The 26,127-nt window shown below is 63.5% G+C and carries 29 protein-coding genes and 1 tRNA gene; 22 read left to right on the forward strand and 8 right to left on the reverse strand.

All coding sequences use genetic code 11. From position 1 onward, the window contains the following. Positions 1–92: 92 nt before the first annotated feature. The 3 genes from pncA to FIU89_RS02685 are packed head-to-tail and all read left to right on the forward strand — an operon-like array spanning position 93 to position 2,041. Positions 93–689, forward strand: a complete 597-nt coding sequence (gene pncA / locus FIU89_RS02675; RefSeq protein WP_152491183.1) for a bifunctional nicotinamidase/pyrazinamidase — start codon at positions 93–95, stop codon at positions 687–689. Next, positions 682–1,272: a uracil-DNA glycosylase family protein gene (locus tag FIU89_RS02680; protein WP_152491184.1), complete on the forward strand. Its 591-nt coding sequence runs from the start codon at positions 682–684 to the stop codon at positions 1,270–1,272. Before pncA ends, FIU89_RS02680 begins: the two co-directional genes overlap by 8 nt. Further along, positions 1,265–2,041 carry an SseB family protein gene (locus FIU89_RS02685; RefSeq protein ID WP_152491185.1) on the forward strand — a complete coding sequence of 259 codons (777 nt, stop codon included), beginning with the start codon at positions 1,265–1,267 and terminating at the stop codon, positions 2,039–2,041. Before FIU89_RS02680 ends, FIU89_RS02685 begins: the two co-directional genes overlap by 8 nt. Before the next feature lie 95 nt (positions 2,042–2,136). On the opposite strand, the gene FIU89_RS02690 is transcribed toward FIU89_RS02685, so the two are convergent. Genes FIU89_RS02690 through FIU89_RS02720 form a run of 7 tightly spaced genes read right to left on the reverse strand, consistent with a single transcriptional unit; the run spans position 2,137 to position 9,152 of the window. Beyond that, positions 2,137–3,072, reverse strand: a complete 936-nt coding sequence (locus tag FIU89_RS02690; RefSeq protein WP_152491186.1) for a glyoxylate/hydroxypyruvate reductase A — start codon at positions 3,070–3,072, stop codon at positions 2,137–2,139. A 5-nt stretch (positions 3,073–3,077) separates the two neighbouring features. Continuing rightward, on the reverse strand, positions 3,078–4,217 hold the full coding sequence (gene rodA / locus FIU89_RS02695; RefSeq protein ID WP_152494378.1) for a rod shape-determining protein RodA: 1,140 nt from the start codon (positions 4,215–4,217) through the stop codon (positions 3,078–3,080). Positions 4,218–4,227: 10 nt separating this feature from the next. Further along, the gene (gene mrdA / locus FIU89_RS02700; RefSeq protein WP_152491187.1) at positions 4,228–6,171 is read right to left on the reverse strand and encodes a penicillin-binding protein 2; all 1,944 of its coding nucleotides are present in this window, start codon (positions 6,169–6,171) and stop codon (positions 4,228–4,230) included. Then, positions 6,168–6,707, reverse strand: coding sequence for a rod shape-determining protein MreD (locus FIU89_RS02705; RefSeq protein ID WP_152491188.1), 540 nt, complete (start codon positions 6,705–6,707; stop codon positions 6,168–6,170). The genes mrdA and FIU89_RS02705 overlap by 4 nt, the downstream gene beginning before the upstream one ends. Beyond that, positions 6,700–7,641 carry a rod shape-determining protein MreC gene (gene mreC / locus FIU89_RS02710; RefSeq protein ID WP_152491189.1) on the reverse strand — a complete coding sequence of 314 codons (942 nt, stop codon included), beginning with the start codon at positions 7,639–7,641 and terminating at the stop codon, positions 6,700–6,702. Before mreC ends, FIU89_RS02705 begins: the two co-directional genes overlap by 8 nt. 27 nt (positions 7,642–7,668) lie before the next feature. After that, positions 7,669–8,070, reverse strand: coding sequence for a hypothetical protein (locus FIU89_RS02715; protein WP_152496544.1), 402 nt, complete (start codon positions 8,068–8,070; stop codon positions 7,669–7,671). Between the two features lie 35 nt (positions 8,071–8,105). Continuing rightward, complete coding sequence (locus FIU89_RS02720) at positions 8,106–9,152, reverse strand: rod shape-determining protein (RefSeq protein WP_057792035.1); 1,047 nt, start codon at positions 9,150–9,152, stop codon at positions 8,106–8,108. A 273-nt stretch (positions 9,153–9,425) separates the two neighbouring features. Between FIU89_RS02720 and FIU89_RS02725 the strand changes: the two genes are divergently transcribed. Then, on the forward strand, positions 9,426–9,809 hold the full coding sequence (locus FIU89_RS02725; RefSeq protein ID WP_216647047.1) for a hypothetical protein: 384 nt from the start codon (positions 9,426–9,428) through the stop codon (positions 9,807–9,809). A gap of 41 nt (positions 9,810–9,850) precedes the next feature. Here FIU89_RS02725 and FIU89_RS02730 read toward each other — a convergent pair. Next, a tRNA-Thr gene (locus tag FIU89_RS02730) sits at positions 9,851–9,925 on the reverse strand. 89 nt (positions 9,926–10,014) lie between these two features. On the opposite strand from FIU89_RS02730, the gene FIU89_RS22170 reads away from it, so the two are divergent. The 18 genes from FIU89_RS22170 (at position 10,015) to FIU89_RS02815 (ending at position 25,931) form a co-directional block, all read left to right on the forward strand. Continuing rightward, complete coding sequence (locus FIU89_RS22170) at positions 10,015–10,185, forward strand: hypothetical protein (protein ID WP_172978005.1); 171 nt, start codon at positions 10,015–10,017, stop codon at positions 10,183–10,185. A gap of 6 nt (positions 10,186–10,191) precedes the next feature. Continuing rightward, on the forward strand, positions 10,192–11,460 hold the full coding sequence (gene murA / locus FIU89_RS02735; protein WP_152491191.1) for a UDP-N-acetylglucosamine 1-carboxyvinyltransferase: 1,269 nt from the start codon (positions 10,192–10,194) through the stop codon (positions 11,458–11,460). Continuing rightward, positions 11,457–11,933 (forward strand): DUF2948 family protein, encoded by a 477-nt coding sequence (locus FIU89_RS02740; RefSeq protein WP_152491192.1) that lies wholly within the window; start codon positions 11,457–11,459, stop codon positions 11,931–11,933. Before murA ends, FIU89_RS02740 begins: the two co-directional genes overlap by 4 nt. Positions 11,934–11,964: 31 nt before the next feature. Further along, positions 11,965–12,732, forward strand: a complete 768-nt coding sequence (locus FIU89_RS02745; RefSeq protein WP_152491193.1) for a hypothetical protein — start codon at positions 11,965–11,967, stop codon at positions 12,730–12,732. Between the two features lie 81 nt (positions 12,733–12,813). After that, positions 12,814–14,118 (forward strand): histidinol dehydrogenase, encoded by a 1,305-nt coding sequence (gene hisD / locus FIU89_RS02750; protein WP_152491194.1) that lies wholly within the window; start codon positions 12,814–12,816, stop codon positions 14,116–14,118. 136 nt (positions 14,119–14,254) lie between these two features. Then, the gene (locus FIU89_RS02755) at positions 14,255–14,734 is read left to right on the forward strand and encodes a UPF0262 family protein (protein WP_152491195.1); all 480 of its coding nucleotides are present in this window, start codon (positions 14,255–14,257) and stop codon (positions 14,732–14,734) included. A 5-nt stretch (positions 14,735–14,739) separates the two neighbouring features. Beyond that, on the forward strand, positions 14,740–15,201 hold the full coding sequence (locus tag FIU89_RS02760) for a low molecular weight phosphatase family protein (RefSeq protein ID WP_152491196.1): 462 nt from the start codon (positions 14,740–14,742) through the stop codon (positions 15,199–15,201). Next, entirely contained in the window at positions 15,198–15,599 is a 402-nt protein-coding gene (locus FIU89_RS02765; RefSeq protein WP_152491197.1) for a ketosteroid isomerase-related protein, read from the forward strand. The genes FIU89_RS02760 and FIU89_RS02765 overlap by 4 nt, the downstream gene beginning before the upstream one ends. Beyond that, on the forward strand, positions 15,599–16,186 hold the full coding sequence (locus FIU89_RS02770; protein WP_172978006.1) for a GNAT family N-acetyltransferase: 588 nt from the start codon (positions 15,599–15,601) through the stop codon (positions 16,184–16,186). The genes FIU89_RS02765 and FIU89_RS02770 overlap by 1 nt, the downstream gene beginning before the upstream one ends. Before the next feature lie 638 nt (positions 16,187–16,824). After that, positions 16,825–17,241 (forward strand): hypothetical protein, encoded by a 417-nt coding sequence (locus tag FIU89_RS02775; RefSeq protein WP_152491199.1) that lies wholly within the window; start codon positions 16,825–16,827, stop codon positions 17,239–17,241. Between the two features lie 333 nt (positions 17,242–17,574). Then, the gene (locus FIU89_RS02780; RefSeq protein ID WP_152491200.1) at positions 17,575–18,501 is read left to right on the forward strand and encodes a lipid A-modifier LpxR family protein; all 927 of its coding nucleotides are present in this window, start codon (positions 17,575–17,577) and stop codon (positions 18,499–18,501) included. Between the two features lie 98 nt (positions 18,502–18,599). Next, complete coding sequence (locus tag FIU89_RS02785) at positions 18,600–19,664, forward strand: Hint domain-containing protein (RefSeq protein ID WP_152491201.1); 1,065 nt, start codon at positions 18,600–18,602, stop codon at positions 19,662–19,664. Positions 19,665–19,847: 183 nt separating this feature from the next. After that, the gene (locus tag FIU89_RS02790) at positions 19,848–22,724 is read left to right on the forward strand and encodes a monovalent cation/H+ antiporter subunit A (protein WP_152491202.1); all 2,877 of its coding nucleotides are present in this window, start codon (positions 19,848–19,850) and stop codon (positions 22,722–22,724) included. Beyond that, positions 22,724–23,086: a Na+/H+ antiporter subunit C gene (locus tag FIU89_RS02795; RefSeq protein ID WP_152491203.1), complete on the forward strand. Its 363-nt coding sequence runs from the start codon at positions 22,724–22,726 to the stop codon at positions 23,084–23,086. Before FIU89_RS02790 ends, FIU89_RS02795 begins: the two co-directional genes overlap by 1 nt. After that, on the forward strand, positions 23,083–24,750 hold the full coding sequence (locus FIU89_RS02800) for a monovalent cation/H+ antiporter subunit D (RefSeq protein WP_152491204.1): 1,668 nt from the start codon (positions 23,083–23,085) through the stop codon (positions 24,748–24,750). Before FIU89_RS02795 ends, FIU89_RS02800 begins: the two co-directional genes overlap by 4 nt. Before the next feature lies 1 nt (position 24,751). Continuing rightward, a complete protein-coding gene (locus tag FIU89_RS02805) occupies positions 24,752–25,252 on the forward strand; it encodes a Na+/H+ antiporter subunit E (RefSeq protein ID WP_152491205.1) in 501 nt (166 codons plus the stop codon). Next, positions 25,249–25,536, forward strand: coding sequence for a K+/H+ antiporter subunit F (locus FIU89_RS02810; protein ID WP_152491206.1), 288 nt, complete (start codon positions 25,249–25,251; stop codon positions 25,534–25,536). The genes FIU89_RS02805 and FIU89_RS02810 overlap by 4 nt, the downstream gene beginning before the upstream one ends. Beyond that, the gene (locus FIU89_RS02815; protein WP_152491207.1) at positions 25,533–25,931 is read left to right on the forward strand and encodes a monovalent cation/H(+) antiporter subunit G; all 399 of its coding nucleotides are present in this window, start codon (positions 25,533–25,535) and stop codon (positions 25,929–25,931) included. Before FIU89_RS02810 ends, FIU89_RS02815 begins: the two co-directional genes overlap by 4 nt. Positions 25,932–26,127 lie beyond the last annotated feature (196 nt).

A 26,127-nucleotide genomic window follows, 5' to 3' on the forward strand; every position in this document is an offset into this window, starting at 1 on the left:
TTTTCGCACAGACATCGGGGTGACATTGACCTGCGCGCGTGACTGCTTCAGGGTCCGCGCGAACCGCCGACAGCCACCAACAGGAGAGACTCATGCCCAAAGGCCTGATCGTGATCGACATGCAAAACGATTTCTGTCCCGGCGGGGCACTGGCCGTCGAGGGAGGAGACCGCATCGTGGCGGGGATCAACACGATCATGCAAGATGCCTCCGCCGTTGTGCTGACCCAGGATTGGCACCCCGCAGGGCATTCGTCATTCGCCTCGAGCCACGAAGGCAAGGCGCCGTTCGACATGATCGGCATGCCCTATGGGCCCCAGGTGCTTTGGCCGGACCATTGCGTCCAGGGCACGCGCGGCGCTGAATTTTACCCTGACCTTGCGACCGACCACGCTGACATGATCGTGCGAAAGGGCTTCAACCCGGCGGTCGACAGTTACTCTGCGTTCTACGAGAATGACCACGAAACGCCCACCGGATTGCATGGCTATCTGCGCAGCCGGGGGATCACCGAGCTTGTGATGGTGGGTCTGGCGACGGATTTTTGTGTGAATTACTCGGCCGTGGATGCCGCAAGGTTGGGCTATCCGGTGACGGTGCTGCGCGATCTCTGCCGCGGAATCGACCTCGACGGCTCCTTCGAACTGGCGCTGAAGGACATGCGCGACGCGGGGGTCACGCTTGCCTGATGGACTGCCGGAGGAAATCCGGGCCTGCCGTATCTGCGCCGAGCGCTTTGCCGCGACACATACCGCGCACGAACCCCGCCCGGTGGTCTGGTTCCGGCCCGGTGCGCGCATCCTGATCGCGGGACAGGCGCCGGGCCTAAGGGTGCACAAGTCCGGCAGGCCCTTCGACGACCCGTCTGGTGACAGGTTGCGCGACTGGTTGGGCATGTCGTCGGAGGAATTCTATGACAAGAATCGCGTTGCGATTATACCGATGGCGTTCTGTTTCCCGGGATATGATGCCAAGGGGTCGGACCTGCCACCGCCCGCGATCTGCGGTCGGACATGGCATGACCGGGTCATGGCGGCACTGGGCGACGTGCGGCTTCGGGTGATCGTGGGCGGCTATTCGCATCGCTATCATCTGGGTGCGAAGGGATCGGTGACAGAAACGGTGCGCAACTGGCGGGATCATGCGCCCGGGGTTTTCCCCTTGCCGCACCCATCGTGGCGCAATACCGGCTGGCTGAAGAAACACCCGTGGTTCGAAGCAGATGTGCTGCCGGCCCTGCGGACTGAAGTGAGGCGTGCACTGGATGACTGAGACGACACATTTGGACCGGGCCCATGCGGCGATGGAGGCCGGCGACGAGGCCGCGCGCCTGCGGTATTACCAGACGCTGGCCGCGGCAGAGCTGTTCCTGCTGCTGGAAGCGGAGGCGCAGGAGGACGATGTCGTGCCGCAGGCTTTCGAGGTGGAAGGGCAGACCTTCGTACTGGCCTTCGACACCGAGGAGCGCCTGTCCGGGTTTGCCGGTAACGAGGCGCATTACGTCGCCCTTTCCGGCCGGGCCGTGGCCGAGATGCTGGCCGAGGCGGGGCTGGGGCTGGGGCTGAACCTGGAGGCAGGTCCACAGGCGGCCCTGTTGCCGAATGCGGCGATGGTCTGGTTGGCCGAGACACTGGCCGAGGGGCCGGAAGAGGTGGAGGCGCAACCGCAGTCGTTTCATCCCCCGAAGGGTCTGCCAGAAGAACTGGTCACGGCGCTGGATGCCCGACTGGCCGCGGCGGGTGGGTTGGCGGAGCTGGCTTATCTGGTTGGCGTGACCTACGAGAACGGCACCACCGGACATTTGCTGGGCGTCGTGGATGCGGTGCCGGGGGCCGATGCCGCCATCGCGCGCGCCGTGTCGGACGTTCTGGCGCTTTCCGGGCTCGAGGCGGCGCTTCTGGACGTGGGGTTCTTTCGCAGCACCGACCCGGCGGCGGCGCGTATGGCCTTGGTCGGATTGCGTTTCGATCTGCCAAAGCCCGAAGAGACCGTCCGTCCGGCGCCTGGGACCGACCCGGAAAAACCGCCGAAACTGAAATAATCGGGCGCGTATTCTTTCAAAGAAAACGGCACGGAATTTTCAGAAAATTCCGAGGCGCTTCTTACCCCCGTCTCGTGATTGCGTAAGGCCGGTTCTCAATAGCCGAGGTTGCGGTCGACGAGGTGCAAGAGTGGCTCGCCCGCTTCGCCGCGGCGGATATTCTCGGCAATCACCTCTGCGGCGGTGTCAGCGCGGGTTTCAGACGCGATATGAGGCGTGACCGTGACGCGGGGATGGGCCCAGTAAAGGTGCTCGGGCGGCAACGGCTCGGTGCGGAAGACGTCCAGCGTGGCATGGGCGATATGCCCGGAGTCGAGAGCAGCAATTAGCGCGTCGTCGTCGATCAAAGACCCGCGGCCGGGGTTGATGAGAAATCCGCCGGCTGGCATGCTGGACAAAGCAGCGGCGTCGATGAGGTTCTCGGTTTGCGGGGTATAGGGCACCAGCAGCACGACGATCTGTGCGGTCTCCAGCGCCCGAGCGAAGCCGTCGTCCCCTGAGAGGCAAGTGATGCCCGGGATTTCCTTCTGGCTACGTGACCAGCCGGTGACCGGAAAGCCCAGATGCGCGAGCGTTTCTGCGCATGCGCGCCCCAGCGCCCCGAGGCCGAGGATGGTGACGGGGCGGTCCTTGGCGAGGGGCGGCGTCTCGTTGCGCCAGGTGCCATCCTGCCCAAGTATGTGTTCGTCCATGCCAAGGTGATGCCTCAGCGTTTGTCCGGTGACCCATTCGACCATGCCCCGTTCCAGCCCGTCGTCGACCATACGGGTCAGCGGCTGCGTCAGGGTCTCGTTGCCGGTGATTTCTTCGACCCCGGCCCACAGGTTCAAAACACCCTTGGTGCGCGTGTAGGGCGTAAAGTCCCGTAGCCTGGAATTCGGCGCGTAAACGATGTAGTCCACCTGCTCCGGGGGGATTTCCATCGACAGGTTATAGTCCTTGAGACCCGCCGCTTCGAACGCTGTGCGCAGGGGTGTTTCGTATTCCGCCCAGCGTTCGGGCCGGGCGGCGAAGAGAATGTTTAGAGACATGAAACCTACCGGGGTCTGTGGATGTGGGCACTCTGCACCAAGCCGAAGCCCAGCATCAGGATGAGCATGGCCGAGCCACCGTAGCTGACCAGGGGAAGCGGTACGCCGACCACGGGAGCCAGTCCCATGACCATCGACATGTTGACCGCGAAGAACAGAAAGAACGTCACCGCGACGCCAAGCGTCAGGAGTGACGAGAACCGATCGCGGTTCGCCAGTGCGGACGCGACGCAGAAGACGATGATCAGCGCATAAAGCGCAAGCAAGGACACCGCGCCGACAAAGCCGAATTCTTCGGCCAGCGTTGTGAAGATGAAGTCGGTGTGCTTTTCGGGCAGGAAGTTCAGGCGCGATTGCGTGCCTTGCATGAACCCGCGCCCCGTCCAACCGCCGGATCCGAGCGCGATCTTGGACTGGGTGATGTGATAGCCCGCGCCTAGTGGATCCGAGGCCGGGTCGAGGAACGTGTCGATACGGCGGTACTGGTAGTCGGCCAGCAATTGCCAGTCGGTGCCGCGGCTGTTGAAGACCGCCGTCACAAGCCCGCCGATCGCGGTGAGGACAACCGCGAAATAGGCCCAGTGTACGCCCGCGAGAAACATGATCAGCCCCCCGCCGGTGATGAGCAGGATCGAGGTGCCAAGGTCGGGCTGACGCAGCACCAGCGCAACGGGTATGAGGATCAGTATGACCGGCAGCAACACCCAGAGCGGGCGCGAGGTCTTTTTTATCGGCAGCCAGTCGTAATATGCGGCGAGCAGCATCACCAGCGTGACCTTCATCAGTTCCGATGGTTGCAGGCGCATGAATCCCAGGTCGATCCAGCGTTGCGCGCCCTTGCCCTCGACGCCCACAAGCTCCACTCCGACGAGCAGGAGAACCGATATCGCGTAGGCCAGCACGGACATGTTGCGCCAGAACCAGATCGGAACCATCGCCACGACGAACATCACCGCGAAGCCGAGCGCATAGCGTTTCGCCTGCGGCTCGGCCCAGGGATTGAACGATCCGCCGGCCACCGAATAGAGCATCAGGATGCCGATTGCGGCAACGGCCGTCAGCAAGAGCGCCAGCGGCCAGTTGAGGTAGAGCACCTTTCGGACACCGGAAGGCGTGTGCTTGACGGTATATTCCAGATAGCTCACGGCGCAGCCCTCATGCCCGGTCGTTGTCTTCGCCGCCATGGCGATCGAGTCGCGAACGCAGCTGTTCCTGCTGTGTCTGGATACGGCCGCGATCCTTCGAGGGATAAGCCTCGAGAGGGGGGTCTTCGCCATAGAGCGCCTGAAGCGTGATGTCGCGTGCGATCGGTGCCGCGACCGAGGAGCCGCCGCCGCCATGCTCCACGATCACGGCAACCGCCACCCTGGGCGCTTCGTAAGGCGCGAAGTTGACGTAGAGCGCGTGGTCGCGGCGCTCCCACGGCAAGTCTTCGTTGCGAAAGACGCCGCGGGCGCGTTCTGCCGCGGTGATGTTGCGGACCTGGCTGGTGCCGGTCTTGCCGGCCATTCGGAAGGCGTCTTCGATGATGCGGCTGCCATAGGCTGTGCCGCGCCGGTTGTTGGACACGGCATACATCGCGCGGCGCACCTCGCGCAGGTTATTTTCGTTCAATCCAAGGGATTCGCTGGGCTTGGGCGGTTCCTCGACGCCATCGACCGAACGCACGAGGCGCGGCGAGACAGACCGCCCGGTGGCGAGGCGCGCGGTCATGACGGCCAGTTGCAAAGGAGAACTGAGCACATACCCTTGGCCAATGGCGGCGTTGGCGGTGTCGCCGATCCGCCAGTCCTCGCCGCGTGTCGTGGCCTTCCACAGCTTGTTCGGGATCAGGCCTTTCGCCACGGACGTCATCGGCAGATCGTGTTCCACGCCGAGTCCCAGCTTGCGCGCCATCTCGGCCATCTTGTCGATGCCGACACGCAGGGCGAGGTCGTAATAGTAGACGTCGCAGCTTTCGCGCAGCGAGCGGTGCAGGTCGACGTTGCCGTGTCCGGCCCGCTTCCAGCAGTGGAAGCGACGGTTCGAGACCTTGAGGAAGCCGGGGCAATAGACCGTCTCGTTCGGATCGACCTGCCCATCCTCGAGCGCGGCCAGCGCCGTGATCATCTTGAAGGTTGAGCCGGGCGGGTAGACGCCCTGTACGGTCTTGTTGGGCAGAGGGCGGTACTTGTTCTCCAGCAGCGAGGAATAATCCGCCTGCGAGATACCGCGCACGAAAAGGTTGGGGTCGTAGCCGGGGGTCGACGCGCAGGCCATCAGGTCGCCGGTTTCGCAATCCATCACGACGGCGGCGGCACTTTCACCCTCCAGCCGGGCGGTCACGTAGGATTGAAGCGCGTTGTCGATCGTCAACTGGATGTCCGCGCCGGCCTCGCCCTCGACCCGATCAAGCTCGCGCATGACGCGGCCGGCGGCGTTGACCTCGACACGCTTGGTGCCGGCCTTGCCGCGCAGAGAATCCTCGCGTCGGCGTTCCAGGCCGATCTTGCCGATCTGGAAGCGTGGAATCAGAAGCAGCGCGTCGGGCGCGTCGATGCGTTCCAGGTCCCGGTCGCTGACCGGCCCCACATAGCCCACGACGTGCGAGTAATCCGCGCCCATCGGGTAATGCCGCGACAGGCCCACCTCGGGGGTGACGCCGGGCAGGGCCGGTGCGTTCACCGCGACACGGCTGATATCTTCCCAGCTTACGCGGTCGGCCACGGTCACCGGCGTGTCACCGCGCAGCTTCGCCAGGTCCTCGCGCGCCTTCTCCAGCTCCTCGGGGTTCAGCCGCACCAGTTTGGACAGCCTGGCGATCACGTCTTCGACATCGCCGGCCTGCTCTCGGATGAGGTTGATCCGGTAGGAGGGAATATTCTCGGCGATGACCCTGCCGCTGCGATCAAAGATACGGCCGCGCGATGGGGGGATCAGGTGGATGTTGATCCTGTTCTCATCGGCCAAGAGCCGGAACTGGTCGGCCTGATCGACCTGAAGGTAGCGCATCCGCAAACCCAGCAAGCCCACGACCCCGGCCATGCCGCCACCCAGCACGAGGCCGCGGCGGGTGATCTTCTTCTGGCTCTCGGTGTTGTCGCGGGTGGGGCGTTTCATGTCCGGCCTCCGAGTGCATCGATATCGCCGGGTGCCAGTTTACGCACTCCGAACACCGATTGCGAGACCAGCACGACAAGAGGATAACAAATCATCGTCATGACCAGTTGGATGAAGCTGAGGCCAAGCGGCGCTTGGTCGACCAGCAGAACCGCAAGGATGGTGCGGTAGGCCAGCGTCATGATCACCAGCGTCGTGGCGACCGAAACCCATTCCACCGCAAAGGTCAGATCGCGCAGGCCGATATGGCGCGCGCGCAGGGCTTCGGCGGCAATCAGCACCAGCGCGGCCCAAAGGCCGGGAGGACGGTGGAACATCAGGTCCCCCAGAAGGATCACGCCGGCCACCAGCAGCGGCGGCACGTATTCCGGACGCCGCAATATCCATGCGAAGGTCAGCGCAACGATCAGGTCAGGGCCGGCCCAGCCGCGGGGCAGCGTCTGCATGGGCAGAAGGCTGAAGAACATGATGAAGAGCCCCAGCCCAAGGTACAGCAGGCGCATCGTCCATAGTTGCAACGCGGCATTGTCACCCATCGATCGCCTCGCTGGTCTGCGCTTCGGCAGGCAGTTGCGGCTCGGGATCGGGGTCGGCGCCCTGCACGATCGGAACGGACGGCTGGATCAGGCTGCCGGGGTCCAGAACGCGCTCGTGCCCGTAGTTGCGCAGCACGCGCAGGAATTCGAGCCGCTCGTAATCGGCCGCCAAACGGACCCGCACTCGACCGCCCGGATCTTCGGCCACCTGGCCAACCAGCAAACCTGCCGGAAACACCTCGCCGTCGCCTGAGGTCAGCACCCGGTCGCCGGGGCGCACCTTATCGGCATCCTCGATAAAGTCGATGGGCGGCGACGCGGTGTTGTCGCCGATCAAAAGCGCCTGCTGGCCGGAGGGCTGAATCGTCACCGGTATGCGGCTGGACGTATCGGTCAGCAGGATCACCCTTGCGGTATTGTCGCCGACGCCGGAAATGCGTCCCACCAGGCCCAGCCCGTCCATCGCGGCCCAGCCGTCGACGATGCCGTCGCGACCACCCACGTTGATCAGCACCGACTGCCGGAACGGCGAGCCGCTGTCGGCGAGCACCACGCCGGTGACAAATGTCAGGCGCGGGTCAAGCTGAACATTGTTGAGGTCAAGCAGGCGGGCGTTCTCTTGCTCCAGTTGCAGCGCGGCCTCTTTCCAGGCTTTCATCTGCTGCAACTCGCGGCGCAGTTCCTGGTTCTGCTGGTAGATGCGCTGGTAGCTCTGGAAATCGCGCAGGATGTTGACGGCTCCGGTGACCGGCGCCATCGCCCAGTCGAAGCTGGGCACGACCCGGTCGATCACCTGGGCGCGGAAGCGTTCGACACGGGGGCTGTCGATGCGCCACAACAGGAACAGGCCTATCAGGCACAACACCAGAAGCCCCAGAAGCAGGCGCTTCAGGGGGGCAGTGTATTCGCTGCCTTGATTGCGGTCCTTTGCCAAACTTGTCCCTTCGCTTCCAGGATCGGCTTATTCTAGCACAGTGCAGGTGATGTCTTCGAATCCGTTCACGTAGTTGACGACCCGTGTACCGTCTTGCAGGGTCCCATACACCACGACCGAGCGGCGATGCGTCGTTATGCCGTCGATTGTGACTCCGAAAATCGTCATCTCTGCGGGCCCCGAGATCGGGTCCTCATAGAAGATGGACAGCTTGAAATTTTCATCATGCGGGCGCAGACCGACGACCTTTCCCGGAACGGTCTCGCCATAGGTGGTCGTGACCTCGGCGCTGGCATCAGCCCATTTGATCAGTGTCCGCAGGATCACGCCGCTGGCGTTTTCCCTGTGAACGCACTCGCCCGTGCGCGGCAGGGCGGACCCCGCGTGCCCGGCAGAAGCCAGAAGCGTCAGCACAAGGGACAGGATCATGAAACGCGGCATCATCCATCCTTTTGCAGAGCGGCCTAGCTGTCGTAGTCGATTGCGTGGCGCAGCTGTTTTTCGAATTCCAGCGCCTTGCCGGTGCCGAGCGCCACGCAGTTGAGGCTGTCGTCGGCGATGGAGACGGCCAGTCCGGTCTGTTCGCGCAAGGCCAGGTCCAGGTCGCCCAGCAGCGCGCCGCCGCCGGTCAGCATGACGCCGCGGTCGACGATATCGGCGGCAAGGTCCGGCGGGGTGGCCTCAAGCGCGGTCATCACCGCCTCGCAGATCTGCTGCACGGGTTCCGCCAGCGCCTCGGCCACCTGGGCCTGGCTGATCTCGGTTTCCTTGGGCACCCCGTTCAGAAGGTCGCGTCCCCGGATCTGCATCGAGCTGCCGCGTCCGTCATCGGGCATACGTGCGGTTCCGATCGAGGTCTTGATGCGCTCGGCGGTGGATTCGCCCACCAGCAGGTTCTGCTGGCGGCGCAGATAGTTGATGATCGCCTCGTCCATTCGGTCGCCCCCGACGCGGATCGAGCGGGCATAGACGATGTCACCCAGCGAAAGGACGGCAACCTCGGTGGTGCCGCCGCCGATATCCACGACCATGTTGCCGGTGGGATCGGTGATCGGCATACCCGCGCCGATGGCCGCCGCGATGGGCTCGGCCACCAGACCCGCGCGGCGCGCGCCGGCGCTCAACACGGATTGACGGATGGCGCGTTTCTCCACCGGCGTGGCGCCGTGGGGGACACAGACAATGATCTTCGGCTTCGAGAAGGTCGAGCGTTTGTGCACCTTGCGGATGAAATGCTTGATCATCGCCTCGGCGGTATCGAAATCGGCGATGACGCCTTCGCGCATGGGGCGGATCGCTTCGATGCTGCCAGGGGTCCGGCCCAGCATCAGCTTGGCGTCCTCGCCCACGGCCAACACCTTCTTGACGCCGTCCTTGACGTGGTAGGCCACCACGGATGGCTCCGACAGGATGACGCCCCGCCCCTTGACGTAGACCAGCGTGTTGGCTGTGCCGAGGTCGATCGCCATGTCGGCCGTGAACAGGCCGGGAATTTTGTCGAAGATGGACATGAGGTCGTGCGTCCCGTGGTTTGAATAGTGATTTGGTCCCCGACTCGACCGACGGAAACCGTGGGCTCTTATAGAGTGGGCGATTGCCGGGTGAAAGGGTGGTTTCGGGACTGCTAAGCGTCAAATTGCCGGGGGCGGCGTTATGTGGCAACAAGTTGGCTGAAGACGCGGACCATTCCTATGCGCGCATGAGCAACCAACAGGCGTTGCTTTCCTGTCAGGCGTTGAATTACTATTTCCCGGAGTTGGCAGGAGCCCGCGATGCGAAACCAAATGACCGGCAACGCCGGGCTTTTCCACATTGCTTGGGAACTGACCCGACGTGGATGGAATGTAATGCCGACAGTGCGAAATGCGAGAGGTGCTGACCTCTATGCAGCGCCGTTGGATGATGAAGAAGCTGTGATTCCAATTCAGTCCAAAGCGTTGTCAAGGCGGGCCGCTGTCCCGTTGGGGACGGATCTAAGCCGTCTTCGGTCTCGGTGGTGGGTTATCACTTTGGGCGCGAACGACGATGACCCGACGTGTTTTGTTCTTTCGCTTGAAGAAGTGAAGGATTTATCTACTCAAGATAAGGGGAAAGGCCGTGCCTACTGGCTGGAAGCAAAGAATTACGAAAAGCCTGAGTTTCGTGAAGCATGGCATCGCTTAGTATAAGCGCGGGCTTCCATGGGATAGCGTTTTGGGGAGACGAAATCTGGTGCTGCTGGGGAGGATTGAACTCCCGACCTCACCCTTACCAAGGGTGCGCTCTACCACTGAGCTACAGCAGCGCCGGTTCGTGGCGGGGTGATTAGACCGTTCCGAGTATTCGTGCAAGCGTAATCTGGACGCTTTTTGGCGACTGCTGTAGACAGGCGGCATGAGCACGAACCCCCCGCCCAAATCAGGCGCCAAACCCAAGCCAAGCCGCGAAGATCGGCTGAAGGCGGCGCTGAAGGCGAACCTGGCCCGTCGCAAGGCCCAGGCGCGCGGAAAGGCATCGGGGCAGGAGGGGTCGGAGGCAGGCCAGAACAAGAACAAGGGCGGATAAGACGACATGGATTCGATACTCGTGACGGGCAATGGCCCGCTGCAGGGGCAAATCCCCATTGCCGGGGCCAAGAACGCCTGCCTCACGCTGATGCCGGCGACCTTGCTGAGCGATGAGCCCCTAACGCTGACTAACGCGCCACGCCTGTCGGATATCAAGACGATGACCGCGTTGTTGCAGTCGCTCGGGGCGGAGGTGACCACGTTGCAGGACGGGCAGGTGCTGGCGATGTCGAGCCACCGCCTCGACAATCACGTGGCCGACTACGACATCGTGCGCAAGATGCGTGCCTCGATCCTGGTGCTCGGACCGATGCTGGCCCGCGACGGACACGCGGTAGTCTCTCTTCCCGGGGGCTGCGCCATCGGGGCTCGGCCTGTCGACCTGCATCTCAAGGCGCTGGAGGCGATGGGCGCCGAGCTAGAACTGAAGGAAGGGTATGTGCACGCCAAGGCGCCCGGCGGGCTGAAAGGCGGCGTCGTGGACTTTCCTCTGGTGTCGGTGGGTGCCACCGAGAACGCGCTGATGGCCGCGACGCTGGCCAAGGGCACGACGGTGCTGCGCGGCGCGGCGCGCGAGCCCGAAATCGTGGATCTGGCGCATTGCCTGCGCAAGATGGGCGCCGAGATCGAGGGCGAAGGCACCAGCGAAATCACGATCCAGGGCGTCGATCGCCTGCACGGCGCGACGCACCCTGTTGTCACGGACCGGATCGAGCTGGGCACCTTCATGCTTGCCCCTGCCATCTGCGGCGGCGAGGTCGAGTGCCTGGGCGGTCGCATCGACCTCCTCGAGGCATTCTGCGAAAAGCTGGATGCCGCTGGGGTATCGGTGGAAGAAACCGAAGCAGGCCTGAAGGTCACGCGCAAGAACGGCAGGGTTCGCGCGGTCGATGTGATCACAGAGCCTTTCCCGGGCTTTCCAACCGATCTGCAAGCCCAGATGATGGCGCTGATGTGCACGGCCGTGGGTACCAGCATCCTGGAAGAGAGAATTTTCGAGAACCGCTTCATGCACGCGCCCGAGCTGATGCGGATGGGCGCCCGGATCGACGTGCATGGCGGGACCGCGACCGTGACAGGTGTCGAACGCCTGAAGGGGGCGCCGGTCATGGCGACCGACCTTCGCGCGAGCGTTTCACTTATCCTGGCCGGGCTGGCCGCCGAAGGCGAAACCCTGGTCAATCGAGTCTATCACCTTGACCGCGGCTACGAGCGAGTCGAAGAAAAACTGAGCAACGTGGGCGCTCGGATCGAACGGGTTCAAGGCGAATGACGGAAGATGCCAAGTTCGAAGACGGGCGAGAGGCGCCCCTGAACCTTGGGGCGTTCGACGCCGAGGACTTGGAAGTGTTGTCCAGCCTTGTGCAGGATGCGGTGTTCACGATCACCGACATGGCCTGGCGTCCGCAGGAACGACGTCTTGCGTTCTTGGTCAACCGCTTCCGCTGGGAAGACGAGGGGCGCCAACGGCACGGGGCCGAACGCGTGCGCTCGGTGCTGGTGATAGACAATGTTCTGGGGGTCGCAAGCCAGGGGATCGACCGTGGCGACACGGGCACGATCCTGTCCGTCCTGAGTATCGGTTTCGAGCCTGATGCCGCGGACGATGTATCCGGATACATCACCCTGACGCTGGCGGGCGACGGCGCGGTCAGGGCAAGGATCGAAGCGCTGGAAGTGAGTTTGCGGGATGTGACCCGACCCTATCGCGCGCCGTCGCGCAAAGCGCCCGATCACGGCGCATGAGCCTGCCCGGGCACGGGGCGGAGCGGGTGGAATGAACATCGCGCGTTTCGTCATGGTCGCCGTGCCGCTTGGGGTCGTCCTGATCTATTTCATCATGCAGTCCCTGACCGTTGGCGAAGCCGCGCACCGCGACCTCGTCCAAGACGGAAAGTTGATGCAAGACGTCCGGAAGCGGTCTTTTCCCGGTCTCTATGACGCGATCGAGACACGGTTCCCGAAAGCCTATGCCGAACATGTCGAAGAGATCGAGGAGATCGCGCTTGATACTGATGTGGCTCGTCATGACCTGGGGCCAGCGCTCATGGCGGAAAGCGATGCGTTCGTGGCTGACTTGAGGGGCGAGAACGCGCAATATCTCAGTCTTGCCGGGCGGGGGCCGCTGTTGGAAATCCAGCGGGCTCAACTGGCGCTGCTGAAGGATCTTTCCGGCTCGCCCGAGCTGTGCGGCCGGGTCGCAAAAGGGGGACTGACCTATCTCGATCGAGCAGGACTTGGCCAGGTCGACAGGCAATTGCATGGCAGATGGCTGGCGGCGCTGGTGACGGCCATGGCCGCGGGGCGCGATGCTCCCGAAGAATTCCGGCCGCCCTCGGCCGACGACTGGTACAACTTTCTGCGTGAATGGCGCGAGGAGGACGGGACGATGCGCCCGGAGGTCGAGGCTTACCTGTCTTCGCAGAAGGTCGATCCGGAGCTTTTCTGCGCGGGGGCCGTGGCGTTCACCCGGCGTCTGATCGCGGATACGAGCCCCTCGGGCTTGCGTATCCTGGTCGATTACACCGGCAGCCTGGCGCGCTGATCCGTCCGGCATGAACGCGGCAAAGGCCCTTGAGCGACCGGCGCGCCCGGTCTAAGTCTGCGCCGCGACAGGAGAATGCCCATGCCCGTGCGACTGACGACGAAAGACGACGATTTCGAACGCCGCTTCACGGCGCTTCTGAGCGCCAAGCGCGAGGACAGTCCCGACGTGGATGAGACCGTCGCTGGTATCATCGCCGATGTCCGCACACGCGGTGACGCGGCACTGATCGAACTGACGGCAAAATTCGACCGCCTGGCCCTGACCCCGGCCACGTTGCGCTTTTCACGCGATGAGATCGAGGCATTGGTGACCCGGGTCCCCCATGAAGAGCGAGAGGCGCTGGAGCTGGCCGCCGCGCGCATCCGGACCTATCACGAGCGCCAACTGCCCGAAGACGCCTCGTGGCAGGACGAATGCGGTGCGACACTCGGCTGGCGCTGGTCGGCGGTCAGCGCGGCTGGACTGTACGTGCCCGGCGGCCTGGCGTCATATCCGTCTTCGGTATTGATGAACGCGATACCGGCCAAGGTGGCCGGCGTGGAAAGGCTGGCGATCGTGGTGCCCACGCCCGACGGTGTGGCCAATCCGGCGGTTCTGGCAGCAGCGCAGATCGCAGGAGTCGACGAGATTTACCGGGTGGGCGGCGCGCAGGCCGTGGCCGCGCTTGCCTATGGAACCGAGAGCATCGCGCCGGTCGACAAGATCACCGGGCCGGGCAACGCCTATGTCGCTGCGGCCAAGCGGCGGGTTTTCGGCAAGGTCGGGATCGACATGATCGCAGGGCCGTCCGAGATCCTGGTGATCGCGGATCGCGACAACGAGCCGGACTGGATCGCGCTCGACATGCTGAGCCAGGCGGAACACGACGAGAGCGCTCAGGCGCTGTTGATCACCGACGATTCCGTCTTTGCGGACGCTGTGGAGACGGCGATCAAGGCACGCCTGGAAACGCTGGAACGCCGGGCCATTGCCGGGGCAAGCTGGCGTGATTTCGGCGCGGTGATCGTGGTGGACGACATGGAAGACGGTGCAAGACTGGCCAACAGAATCGCGCCCGAGCACCTGGAATTGTGCGTGGCCGAGCCCGAGGCGTTGGCGGCGAAGATCACCCATGCAGGTGCGATTTTCCTTGGAGCATGGACGCCGGAAGCTATCGGAGATTACGTCGGCGGGCCAAATCACGTGCTTCCCACGGCCCGCTCCGCCCGCTTTTCCAGCGGTCTTAACGTCTTGGACTTCATGAAGAAAACGACGATGGCGCGGATGACGCCGGGGTCGCTCAGGGCAATCGGACCCGCGGCGGAAACGCTGGCACGGTCTGAAAGCCTGGAGGCGCACGGGCTGTCGGTACGCGCTCGGTTGGACAAGCTGAACCAGGGCTAGGCATCCCGCCTGTCAGGCCTTTCGGCCTGCCGCGCATGTCACAGCGTCGCAAAAACACCTTGTACCGACGCTTGGCTGCATTGCCCGCTTACACCTGGTGGGGTAGGCAGGACCGAGACTGCCGAAGAGATGACCCATGAGCCGTATCTGTCATATCGAGTTGGATGACGCCAACCTGCCTCCGCCCACGCCCGAGATCGAGCAGGAGCGGAAAGTGGCCATGTTCGACCTGATCGAGGAGAACTCTTTCAGCCTGCCGATCCGTGATGACCGGGTGGCGCCCGACGGGCCTTATCGTGTCGGGCTGTCGATCCGCGAGAAGCGGCTCGTGTTCGATATCCGTACCGAAGACGATGCGCCGGCGGCGGAATTTCACCTTTCCCTGTCGCCCTTTAGGCAAGTCGTCAAGGATTACTGGGCGATCTGCGAAAGCTATTTCGACGCGGTGAAGAACATGCCGCCAAGCCAGATCGAGACCATCGACATGGCGCGCCGGGGCATTCACAACGAAGGTGCGCGGGTGCTGGAGGAGCGGCTGGACGGCAAGGCGAAGGTCGACACCGACACCGCGCGGCGCCTGTTCACGCTGATCTGCGTGCTGCATTTCGGGAGCTGACGCAGATGGTCGAGGAGCTTCCTCAGTCCGTTTTGTTTTGCTGCGACCACAATTCCGCGCGCTCGCCCATGGCTGAGGGCATCATGAAAAAGCTATATGGCACCGATACTTATGTCCAGTCGGCCGGGGTCAAAGGGGACATGGACATCGACGGGTTCTCGATCGCGGTCTGCGACGAGATCGGGGTCGAGCTCGCGCGGCACCGAACCCGAAGCTTTGACGAGATGGAGCAGTGGGGCGATGACCTGTCCTCGTTCGATCTGGTGGTCGCGCTCAGCCCGGCGAGCCAGCGTAAAGCCCTTGATCTCACACGGGTTTTTCATCTCGACGTGGTCTATTGGCCGATCCTCGACCCGACCGGGCTGGGCGAAACACGAGAGGCGAAACTGAATGCCTACCGACAGACCCGCGACCAGATCGTGGAGCATCTCAAACGACGGTGGGGCGATCCCAAGGATATGAAATGACTGCAAAAAATGTGATCTCCGCCTATTTCGAAGCGTTCAACAACGGCGACGTGGATGCAATGCTGGACTGCCTGAGCGAGGACGTGGCGCACCACGTCAACGAAGGGCAGGTGCGCCGGGGCAAGGACGCCTTTGCCGAATTCTGCGCGCATATGAGCCGCTGTTATAGCGAACATCTTGATAATATGGTGATTTTCGAGGCCGAGGCTGGCACGCGCGGGGCGGCGGAATACGTCGTGAACGGCACCTACCTGGAGACCGACGCGGGGCTGCCCGAGGCGAAGGGGCAGACGTACAAGCTGCCTGCCGGGTCGTTTTTCTCTTTGGAAAACAACAAGATCACCCGGGTCGTGACCTATTACAACCTCGCGGACTGGATCAAACAGGTCAACGCCTGATGCGGGTCGAACGGCTGACCGGCGAAAACCTGGTGGCGGCGCTGGACGATGTGGCGCAGCTTCGGATCACGGTTTTCCGTGACTTTCCATACCTTTACGATGGCGACGCCGCCTATGAGCGCGCCTATCTGGAGCCCTATCGGCAGAGCGAGGACGCGATCGTGGTGGCGGCGTTCGACTGCGACCGGCTGGTCGGGGCCTCGACGGGCACGCCGATGGAGGATCATGCCGAGGATTTCGGAGCGGCATTTTCCGAGCAAGATATTGATATGAAAGATATCTTTTATTGCGCCGAGAGTGTCTTGCTGCCCGAATACCGCGGCCGCGGGCTGGGTCATGCGTTCTTTGATGCGCGGGAGGCCCATGCGCGGGCGCTGGGCCGCGACTATGTCGCGTTTTGCGGGGTCGTCAGGCCGCCGGATCATCCAATGAAGCCAGACACTTACCGGCCTCTGGATGGCTTCTGGCGCAAGCGGGGATATGCGCCTGTGGAGGGGGCCGTGGCGACCTATCGCTGGAAGGATATCGACCAGTCCGAGGAGACCGATCACCCCCTGCAATTCTGGATGCGGCGACTCGAAGGTTAACCGCGCGAAAATTCGGGAAATCGGCACGTCGGTATCGCGTCGGTATCCGGGTGGTATCGCGACGGTGCGATTTTTTCGACTTGGCCGGATAACCGGACCGTGCGCCGGGGACGGGGCCGTGGACGCCCGAAACCCGGCAGACGCTCGGCGAGACCCGCCCGCGATGGTCTGTCGGTTGAGGGTGAGGACGAAGGCGATGCGGGCCGGTGTGGACACGCGGCGACATTTCAGAGGCAGGAAAGGCGTGGTTTCGTCAGTGTAGCTGAGCAGCGGGTGTGTGTCCGGTTGGAGCCTTGTGAGACATTGGGTTCGAGCCCCCAGCCGGTTAACAGCCGCGAAGCGGCCCGGCCATCGTCAGCCCCTCCCTTGGGCTGGCGATTTGGCTGAGGCTGGGCGCACCGACCCTTCCGAGGATGTATTTGGCAGGCATAAAGTGCTTCAGAATTGCCGTCGGATCGCCACCCCAGGGGCTGACGCTCGCCTCCGTCTGGAACGGCAGCAAAGGCCCGCATTGCAGACCTTCATGCACCTTGCGGAGAAAGTCGGGTTCGAGCGCTCTTTGAAGGATGCTGCATTGTGCATGACTGTCTTTTTCCCTTACATGCAAGTACATTGGCATAGGAGACAAATCAGTTGAGATGATGAAACCCTCTTATGAGATCACGACAGATTTTACCGAATACCAAGCTTGGCCATGGTTTCAGGAATATCTGGCCCTCTCGGAAGCGGCGCCAATCGCAAAAGATGCTAAGATTCTGCCCGTTTCTGTGGGCGAGGCCTATTGCACGTGGGTCTTAGGCACTCCCGAAGTGCGCGATATCGTCTACCGCGGATATGTTTTGCACAAAGTCGAAGATGATCTTGAAGACTCGCTTCTGGGAACCTCAACAAGATACTTCTTATTGCGAAACAACATATCGGAAAAGAACAGTGCAAACCTAACGGCCTGCTGGCAGGTTTTAGAACTGATCTTGATGGGAGACCTTTCGCCTCCGCCACATGAAGATGTCCGAGACAGGCTGCTGCGTCATTCATGGGCCTTCAAAAGAGTATAGATGTTCGCGTCGTCAATTCGCCTGCCTGCGCACGTGAAGCTTCGTCTGGATAACTTAGCAGTCGGCGTATGGTGCGACGGTCCAACACTCATTTCATAACAGTCATTTTGCACGCGGCCTAAGAGCGGTCTATTGGCGCAGCCGCAGCGAAAGCCCGCTCCGCCCCTGCGCAGCCGTCATTCGGTCCCCCAGGCTCATGGCGCGGGTCCGGGCTGCCGAAATGTTGCGCGAAGCCCACGATGCGGAAATTCGGGACGCGGGCGATGGCTCTGTGCCGCGCTTTCGGTGTACCACGTCAAGGCCCGGGGGGGCGACGAGTATGGGACAACGGACATGACGCGCCTCCTTGCAAATTTTCTGACCATTTTCGCGGTGCTCCTGGCCGGGCAGGCCGCCGATGCAGGCCCGCGCGAGCGCATCGGCTATGGCTGGCTGGCGACCAACGACATCGTGGGCGACCTGCACGACCGCTGGCAGACCGGATCGGTTTCGACCAGCCGGATCTGGGGACGGGGCTGGACCGGGCGCCTGCCGCAAGGATTCGGCGAGGTGCTGGAACTGCGTTTCAACGGGCGGATCGTGTCGCCGCAGAACCTGAGCCGGCCCGCGCCGGGCGACCGGCCGTTCGGTGGCGCGCTGTCGCTGGGGCTTCACACGCATTTTGCCCGTGGCGCCATGGATTATGCCGTGGGCGTGGACGTGGTGGTGACCGGGCCGCAGACCGGCCTGGACGATTTCCAGAGGTTCCTGCACGACTATCTGGGTGGCCGGGATATTTCGGGCCGGGTGCGCCGCAACCAGGTGAGCAACGACGTGAACCCCGAACTGGTGATGGAGGCCGGGCGGGATTTCGCGCTGGGTGGCAACGCGACGATCCGGCCCTTTGTCGAAGGACGTTGGGGGTTCGAGACGCTGGCGCGGGTGGGCTTGGACCTGACGGTCGGCCAGCGCGGGCGTGACGGCCTGTTGGTGCGCGACCCGGTGACGGGACATCGATATGTGGCGGTGCAGGGCAATGAGGCGCCCGGGGCGAGTTTCGTTTTCGGGGCCGACGTGGCCTATGTGGACAGCAGCGAGCTGTTGAACCGGGACCGGGGTATCCAGCTGACGGATGCGCGGACACGGGTGCGCACGGGCGTCAACTGGCAGGGCAAGCGGGGCGGCACGATCTTTTACGGGCTGACCTGGCTGGACAAGGAATTCGAGGCGCAGAAGGAAGGTCAGCTTGTGGGATCGGTGCGACTGCGCCTTAATTTCTGATCGTAACCCCTTGAAAATGCTTCCCAGAGTGATTCGCGCCTGCTAGCCTGCCCGCACAAAAAGACAAAAAAAGACTAAAAAAGGCAGGCATACAGGCAATGGGAACGACCTTTCGGGGCGCGTTCGTCATCTCCTGGTCGCAGACGGAAGTGGACGGTTTGGACGCCGCTCCTGTCCAGTCTCTCAACGTGGGGGCCGCATGGTCCTGGCGCGGGGATCTGGTGCGGGTGGACGGGCCCAATGAAGTACTGCGCCTTGAGCGGACGGAACGGGACGCAATGAGCCGCAAATGCGCGGCAAAGCTGGTGCGGCGGCTGGTGACGGCGGCGCGCACGGGGACAACGCAACTGGACGAGGTGGAGGTGCACGAGCCGCTGATGGACAGCGGATTCGTGGTGACCAACGGAGTGCGCAGCTATACCATCACGGTGATCGAGGTGGGGCACGAGGCGCCGCCCCTGCTGATGTTCCTCGACGAGATCCCGCCGAGAAACACCGAGATGTGGATCGTGCACCAATCGCTGGGCGCGCATCGCAGCCAGACGACCGACGTGGAAAGCGGCGGGGTGATCTGTTTTACCCCCGGCACGCGGATCGAGACGCCGGACGGCCCGCGGCTGGTCGAGGAGTTGCGCGAGGGCGATTATGTGCAGACCAAGGACAACGGCGCGGAAGAGATCCAGTGGATCGGCAGCCGGCGGATGAGCGGCGCGCGGCTGTTTGCGATGCCGCATCTGCGCCCCATCCGCATCCGCGCGGGCGCGCTGGGCGTCGAGCGGCCGGACGAGGAGCTGCTGGTCAGTCCCGAGCACCGGATGCTGGTCGAGGGCGAGATCGCGCAGGCGCTTTACAACACGCCCGAAGTGCTGGTGTCGGCCAAGGACCTGGTGAACGGGCGCAACATCACGATCGACCTGGCGGTGCGGGAGGTGACCTATGTGCACCTCTTGTTGCCGCGCCACCAGGTGTTGTGGGCCAACGGGGTGGAGACCGAGAGCTTTCATCCCGCGTCCGCGTCGCTTCAGGCGCTGGACGACGAGGACCGCAAGCGGCTGTTGGAGTACAATCCGACGCTGGAATTCGAGCCGCAGACCTATGGCGGATTCGCCCGGCGCAACCTGAGCGCGTCTGAGGCGGCGATCCTTCAGCACGAGGCGGCCTAAGCCGCCCGGACAGATTGTCACGGCGCCCCCGCCGCGGCGCGGGCGCCGTGACACATGCATCTGATTTTATGGTGCGATAACGCAGGATTATAACCGACAATTTCGGTCGTTTTTCCTTGCGCTTTCGTCGCTGGGATGCAGTTTAGGTCGGAATTTACGAAACTGTTACGCCAAGGAGTTCGCGTGTCCCTCTTCTTTATCGTAGCACTTCCGTTTTTCGGCGCCCTTCTGCCGGGCTTGATGAATTCGGCGGGGCGGTCGTCCTGTGCAGGGGTCACGTTCACGGTGTCGCTGGCCGCGTTCATCGGGCTTTTGACCAACCTTCCGACGGTTCTGGCCGGCGGGACGGTGATGGCGCAGATCGACTGGATGCCGGCTCTGGGGCTGAACTTCACGCTGATGCTGGACGGGCTGGGGTTCTTCTTTGCCTTTTTGATCCTGGGCATCGGGATGCTGATCATTGCCTATGGGCGGCAATACCTGAGCCGCGAAGACCATATGGGCGAGTTCTTCACCTATCTGCTGCTGTTCCAGGGCGCGATGGTGGGGATCGTGCTGAGCGACAACATATTGCTTTTGCTGGTGTTCTGGGAGCTGACGTCGTTGTCGTCCTTCCTGCTGATCGGCTATTGGAAGCATCTGCCCGAAGGCCGACAGGGCGCGCGTATGGCGCTGGCGGTGACGGGTATGGGTGGCCTCGCGATGATCGGTGGGATGCTGATCCTGGGCCAGATCGTGGGCAGTTACGACCTGAGCGTGATCCTGCAAAACCGCGAGATGATCCAGGCCGACCCGATGTACGTGCCGGCGCTGATCCTGATCTTGCTGGGGTGTTTCACCAAGTCGGCGCAGTTCCCGTTCCATTTCTGGCTGCCGCACGCGATGGCCGCCCCCACGCCGGTGTCGGCCTACCTGCATTCGGCCACCATGGTGAAGGCGGGCATCTTCCTGATGGCGCGGATGTGGCCGGTGCTGTCGGGTACGCCGGAGTGGTTCGTGATCGTCACCACGGCGGGGCTGATCACGATGGTGCTGGGCGCGGTCATTGCGCTCTTCAAGCATGATCTGAAGGCGCTCTTGGCGTTCTCGACGGTCAGTCACTTGGGCCTGATCACGATGCTGTTGGGCACCGGGACCGCGTTCGGGGCGATGGCGGCGGTGTTTCACATCCTGAACCACGCGACGTTCAAGGCGGCGCTCTTTATGTCGGCGGGGATCATCGACCACGAGGCGCATACGCGGGATATTCGCCTGCTCGGTGGGTTGCGCAAGCTGATGCCGGTGACCTTCGTGATCGCCACGCTGGCCGCACTCTCGATGGCGGGGATTCCGTTCCTGAACGGCTTTCTGTCCAAGGAAATGATGCTGGAGGAGGCCAACCACACGGTGTTGTTCAACACGTGGTGGTTCGTGCCGGCACTGGCGGTGGTGGGCTCGCTGTTCTCGGCCGCCTACTGTTTCCGCTTCATCTCGCACACCTTCCTTGGGCCGGTGCGCGACGATTACCCGGCCAAGCCGCATGATCCGCCGGCGGGCATGTGGCTGCCGCCCGCGATCCTGGTCGTGCTGGTGGTGGTGATCGGGGTCGCCCCCTTCCTGGTGCAGGATTTCGTGTTCCTTGTGGCCAAGGCCGTGATCGGCGGGGTCGAGCCCCTGGACGTGAAATACATCAAGATCTGGCACGGGCTGGTGCCGGCGCTTTACATGTCAATCGCCGCCGTGGTGGGCGGGCTGATCGTGCTGTTGCTGTTCAAGCCGCTGCTGAAGCTGTGGGACGCGGCGCCGCGGCCCGAGGCCAAGGTGATCTTCGAGTGGATCGTCGAGACGGCGGCGGCGGGCGCGCGGGCGCTGATCCATCCGATCCACAACGGATCTTTCACGCGCTATGCCGCGGTGGGGTCGGCGGCGATCATCGTGGCGGGCTACTATGCCTGGGCTACGGGCACTGTCGGTGAGGCGACGCGGGAAATGCAGGCGCCGAGTGCAGTGACCATCGCCGGGTGGCTGATGCTGGTGGCGGCGACGGGGGCGCTGGTGCTGTTGCATCGCAACCGCTTCTTCTCGCTGATCCTGATCGGGATCGTGGGGCTGATGGTGTCGGTGGGCTTCATCTTCTTCAGCGCGCCGGACCTGGCGATGACGCAGTTCACCGTCGAGGTGGTGACGATCATCCTGCTGCTTCTGGCGCTGAATTTCCTGCCCAAGACGACGCCGGTGGAAAGCAGCCTGTTGCGCCGGGTGCGCGATGCGGGTGTGGGCGTGGTCGGCGGGCTGGCGACCTTTGCGCTGTCCTATCACTATCTTCTGCGCGACGCGGTGAGCAGCCCGATATCCGAGTATCACCTGGCCAACTCGTACAAAGGGGGCGGCGGCACCAACGTGGTGAACGTGATCCTTGTCGATTTCCGGGGCTTTGACACCTATGGCGAGATCATCGTGCTGGGGATCGCGGCGCTGCTGATCTATGCGCTGACCGAGACGCTGCTGAACAGCAAGGTGCGGGCGCGGCTGCTAAACCGCACGCCGGACCAGCCGCGCGCGGGCGACATGCACCCGATGATGATGGTGGTGCTGACGCGGGTGATCATGCCGGTGGTCATGATGGTGGGCTTCTACATCTTCCTGCGCGGCCACAACGAGCCGGGCGGCGGGTTCATCGCCGGGCTGGTCGTGTCGATCGGGGTGGTGATGCAGTACATGGCGAGCGGTTTCGCCTGGACGTCGCAGCGGTTGCGCTATCCCTATCACGGGGTGATCGGCGCGGGCGTCCTGATTGCCGGGCTGACCGGCATCGGATCGTGGTTCGTGGGCAAGCCGTTCCTGACCTCGGACTTCACCTATGTGCGCATTCCGCCCTTCGAGAAGTTCGAGCTGGCGACGGCGGCGCTGTTCGACCTGGGCGTGTTCCTGGCGGTCGTGGGCGCGGTGATGCTGTCGCTGGAAAGCTTCTCGCGGCTGGCGCGGCGGGCGCATACGCCGGATACCGAGCATCCGATGGATATTGACCCGTCACGGGATGACCCGCCGAAAACGGTGGGCGCAACCGGGGGGCCTGTCTGATGGAGTTTCTTGTTGCATCGGCCATCGGTGTCATGACGGCGGGTGGGTTGTACCTCGTGCTGCGCTTGCGGACGTTCCCGGTGATCCTGGGGATTTCGCTGCTGACCTATGCGGTGAACGTGTTCTTGTTCGCCTCGGGGCGGCTGACCGTCGGGGCCCCGCCAGTGTTGGTGGACGGGGTGGAGACGTATACGGACCCGCTGCCGCAGGCGCTGGTGCTGACGGCAATAGTGATCTCGTTCGGGATGACCGCAGTCGTGGTGATGATCGCGCTGGGGTCGTTCCTGGGCGCGGATGACGACCACGTGGACGACCAGCCGGAAGAAGACGAAGACGACGTGCAGGCGGAGGGCCAGCAATGACCCATTGGATTATCGCGCCCGTCGTGCTGCCGGCGCTGCTGGCGCCGTTCATCGTGCTGGCCGCGCGGTTTCATTTCGGGATTCAGCGGGCGTTTTCCGTGGCCGGGGTCGTGGCGCTGATCGCCATTTCGGCGAGCCTGGCGTGGAGCGTGTCGGGCGGGGACGTGATCCTCTACCAGCTGAGCGACTGGGCCGCGCCCTTTGGCATCGTGCTGGTGGGCGACCGGCTGTCGACGCTGATGGTGCTGCTGACCTCCGTTCTGGCGCTGTTCGTGCTGCTTTATGCCATCGGGTCGAAATGGGACGAGCGGGGGTGGCATTTTCACGCGCTGTTCCAGTTCCAGCTGATGGGGATCATGGGGGCGTTCCTGACCGGCGACCTGTTCAACCTGTTCGTGTTCTTCGAGGTGCTGCTGATCGCGTCCTATGGTCTGATGATCCACGCGGGCGGCAACGCGCGGCTGCGGGCGGGGGTGCAGTATGTTCTGTACAACCTGATCGGCTCGACGCTGTTTCTGTTCGCGCTGGGCTCGATCTATGCCGAGGCGGGGACGCTGAACATGGCGGACCTGGCCGAGCGGGTGACGCAGATCGGCGCGGAGGAGACGGTGGGCATCCGGGTGGCGGCGGTGCTGCTGCTCTTGGTATTCGCCATCAAGGCGGCGCTGGTGCCGCTGCATTTCTGGCTGCCATCGAGCTATGCCGAGGCGCCGTCCCCGGTGGCGGCCCTGTTTGCGATCATGACCAAGGTGGGGGCCTATGCCATCATCCGGGTCTACACGATGATCTTTCCGCCCGACCTGGAGGCGACGGCGGGGCTGCACGTGGTGTGGCTGATGCCTGCGGCCTTGGTCTCACTGGCCATCGGGATGATCGGGGTGCTGGCCGCTAAGAAACTCGACCGGCTGGTGGCGTTCTCGATCATCGGGTCGATGGGCATGGTGATGGTGGCGATTGCGCTGTTTACTGAGGCCGGGATCGCGGCGGCGCTCTATTACATCGTGCATTCGACGCTGGCGGGGGCCATCCTGTTCCTGATCACCGATCTGGCGCGGGCGGGGCGTGACAACCTGAACCTGACGGCGCAGCCGCCGGTGTCCGGCGCGCCGCTGACTGCGGGGATGTTCTTTGTCGGCGCGATTGCCATGGCGGGTCTGCCGCCGCTCTCGGGGTTTTTGGGCAAGCTGCTGGTGCTGGACGCGGCCTATGACAGCGCGCAGATGCCTTGGATCTGGGCGGTCGTGCTGGTGTCCAGCCTGATCAGCGTGGTGGGCTTTGCCCGGGCGGGCAGCAATGTCTTCTGGAAGGCGCGCAGCATCGCGCGGCCAGAGGATGCGCCTGTGGTGGCGGCGCCGTCGGCGCTGAGCTATACCGCTGTCGGCGGGCTGATTGCGCTGTTGATCGCGCACACGGTCTTTGCCGGGCAGGTGCACGGGTACACGCGGGCCATCTCGGCGCAGCTGTTCGCGCCGGAGCCTTACATCTCGACCGTGCTGGAAACGCCGGGCAAGCTGGGCCGGCCGGAGGACAAGGCCAAGGGTGGCTATGGCGATGACGGCCATGGCGACGAGAGCCACGGTGCCGAGAGCCACGGCGATGACGCGGCCCATGGCGAGAGCGACGCGGGCTATGGCGCGGACGAACAAGAGAACGGGGGGCACTGACATGACACGCGCGTTCTACTGGCTGTTTCCGCATCCGTTCCTGACCCTGCTGCTGACGCTGGTCTGGGTGCTGTTGCAGAACGGGTTTTCCGCCGGGATGGCGGTGTTCGGGCTGATCCTGGGGATCATCATCCCGTGGATGACCTCGATCTGGTGGCCGGACACGCCCAAGGGGTTCAACCTGTTCCGCATGTTCTCCTATGGCCTGATCGTGATCTGGGATATTATCATCGCCAACCTGCAGGTGGCGTGGATCGTGCTGACTGTGCCGAACGACAAGCTGAAACCGGCCTGGATCGTGGTGCCGCTGGACCTGGTGAAGCCCGAGGCGATCACCATCCTCGCCGGCACGATCACCCTGACGCCCGGCACCGTCTCGTCAGATTTGTCCGACGAGGGGCACAGCCTGTTGGTGCATGTGCTGCACACCGATGACCCGGACGCGGTGCGCGACGAGATCAAGACCCGCTACGAGGCCCGGCTGGAGGAGATTTTCGCATGAGCAACCCTGCCGATATCATGGACATTGCCATCGTGATTTCCTTCGTGGCGCTGGCGCTGGGGCAGATCCTGTCGATGGTGCGGCTGGTGTTGGGGCCGACACCGGGCGACCGGATCCTGGCGCTGGACACGATGGTGATCAACGCGCTGGGGCTGGTGGTGATGGTGGGCATCTACCAGGGCGTGCAGGTCTATTTCGAGGTCACGCTGCTGATCGCGATGCTGGGCTTCGTCTCCACCGTGGCGCTGGCGCGGTTCATCCTGCGGGGGGACATCATCGAATGAGCTGGTTGGAGATCGGAAATCTTGCCGTCGCGTTCTGCCTGCTGGTGGGATCGGGATTTGTCACGGTGGGCGTGTTCGGCCTGTTGAAGTTCAACGATCCGATGACGCGCCTGCACGCGCCCACCAAGGTGGGCACGCTGGGGATCGGGATGTTCCTGCTGGCGTCGATGATCCATTCGTTCCTGATCGGCGACAGGTCCTATCACGAGCCGCTGATCATGGCGTTCCTGTTCGTCACCGCGCCCATATCGGCGCATTTCATCGCCAAGGTGAACATCCACAAACGGGCTTGCGAGACGCCGCCCAGCCCGCCGCGCGACGACACGTGGTCGACGCTGACGGACCCGGACCTGGAGAAAGAGGCCGAGGCGGACGCGGCGAAGGCGCAGGAGTAGGGCGCGGCCTGCGAGGCGGGCGACGCGTGGATTTTCACCCACCCTACGAAGGCGGCAGGAGGTCCCGGATCGGGTCCGGGACGGTGGTTATCCAACTTGCGCACGTGCGGCTTACAAGAGCACGGCACACCGCTTTCGCTGCTCCATTCAAACCAGAGGCTTGAAGAAACGCTGATACACACGGCGGGGCAGCCAG

Source organism: Roseovarius sp. THAF27 (assembly GCF_009363655.1).
In the GTDB taxonomy this organism is placed as follows: domain Bacteria; phylum Pseudomonadota; class Alphaproteobacteria; order Rhodobacterales; family Rhodobacteraceae; genus Roseovarius.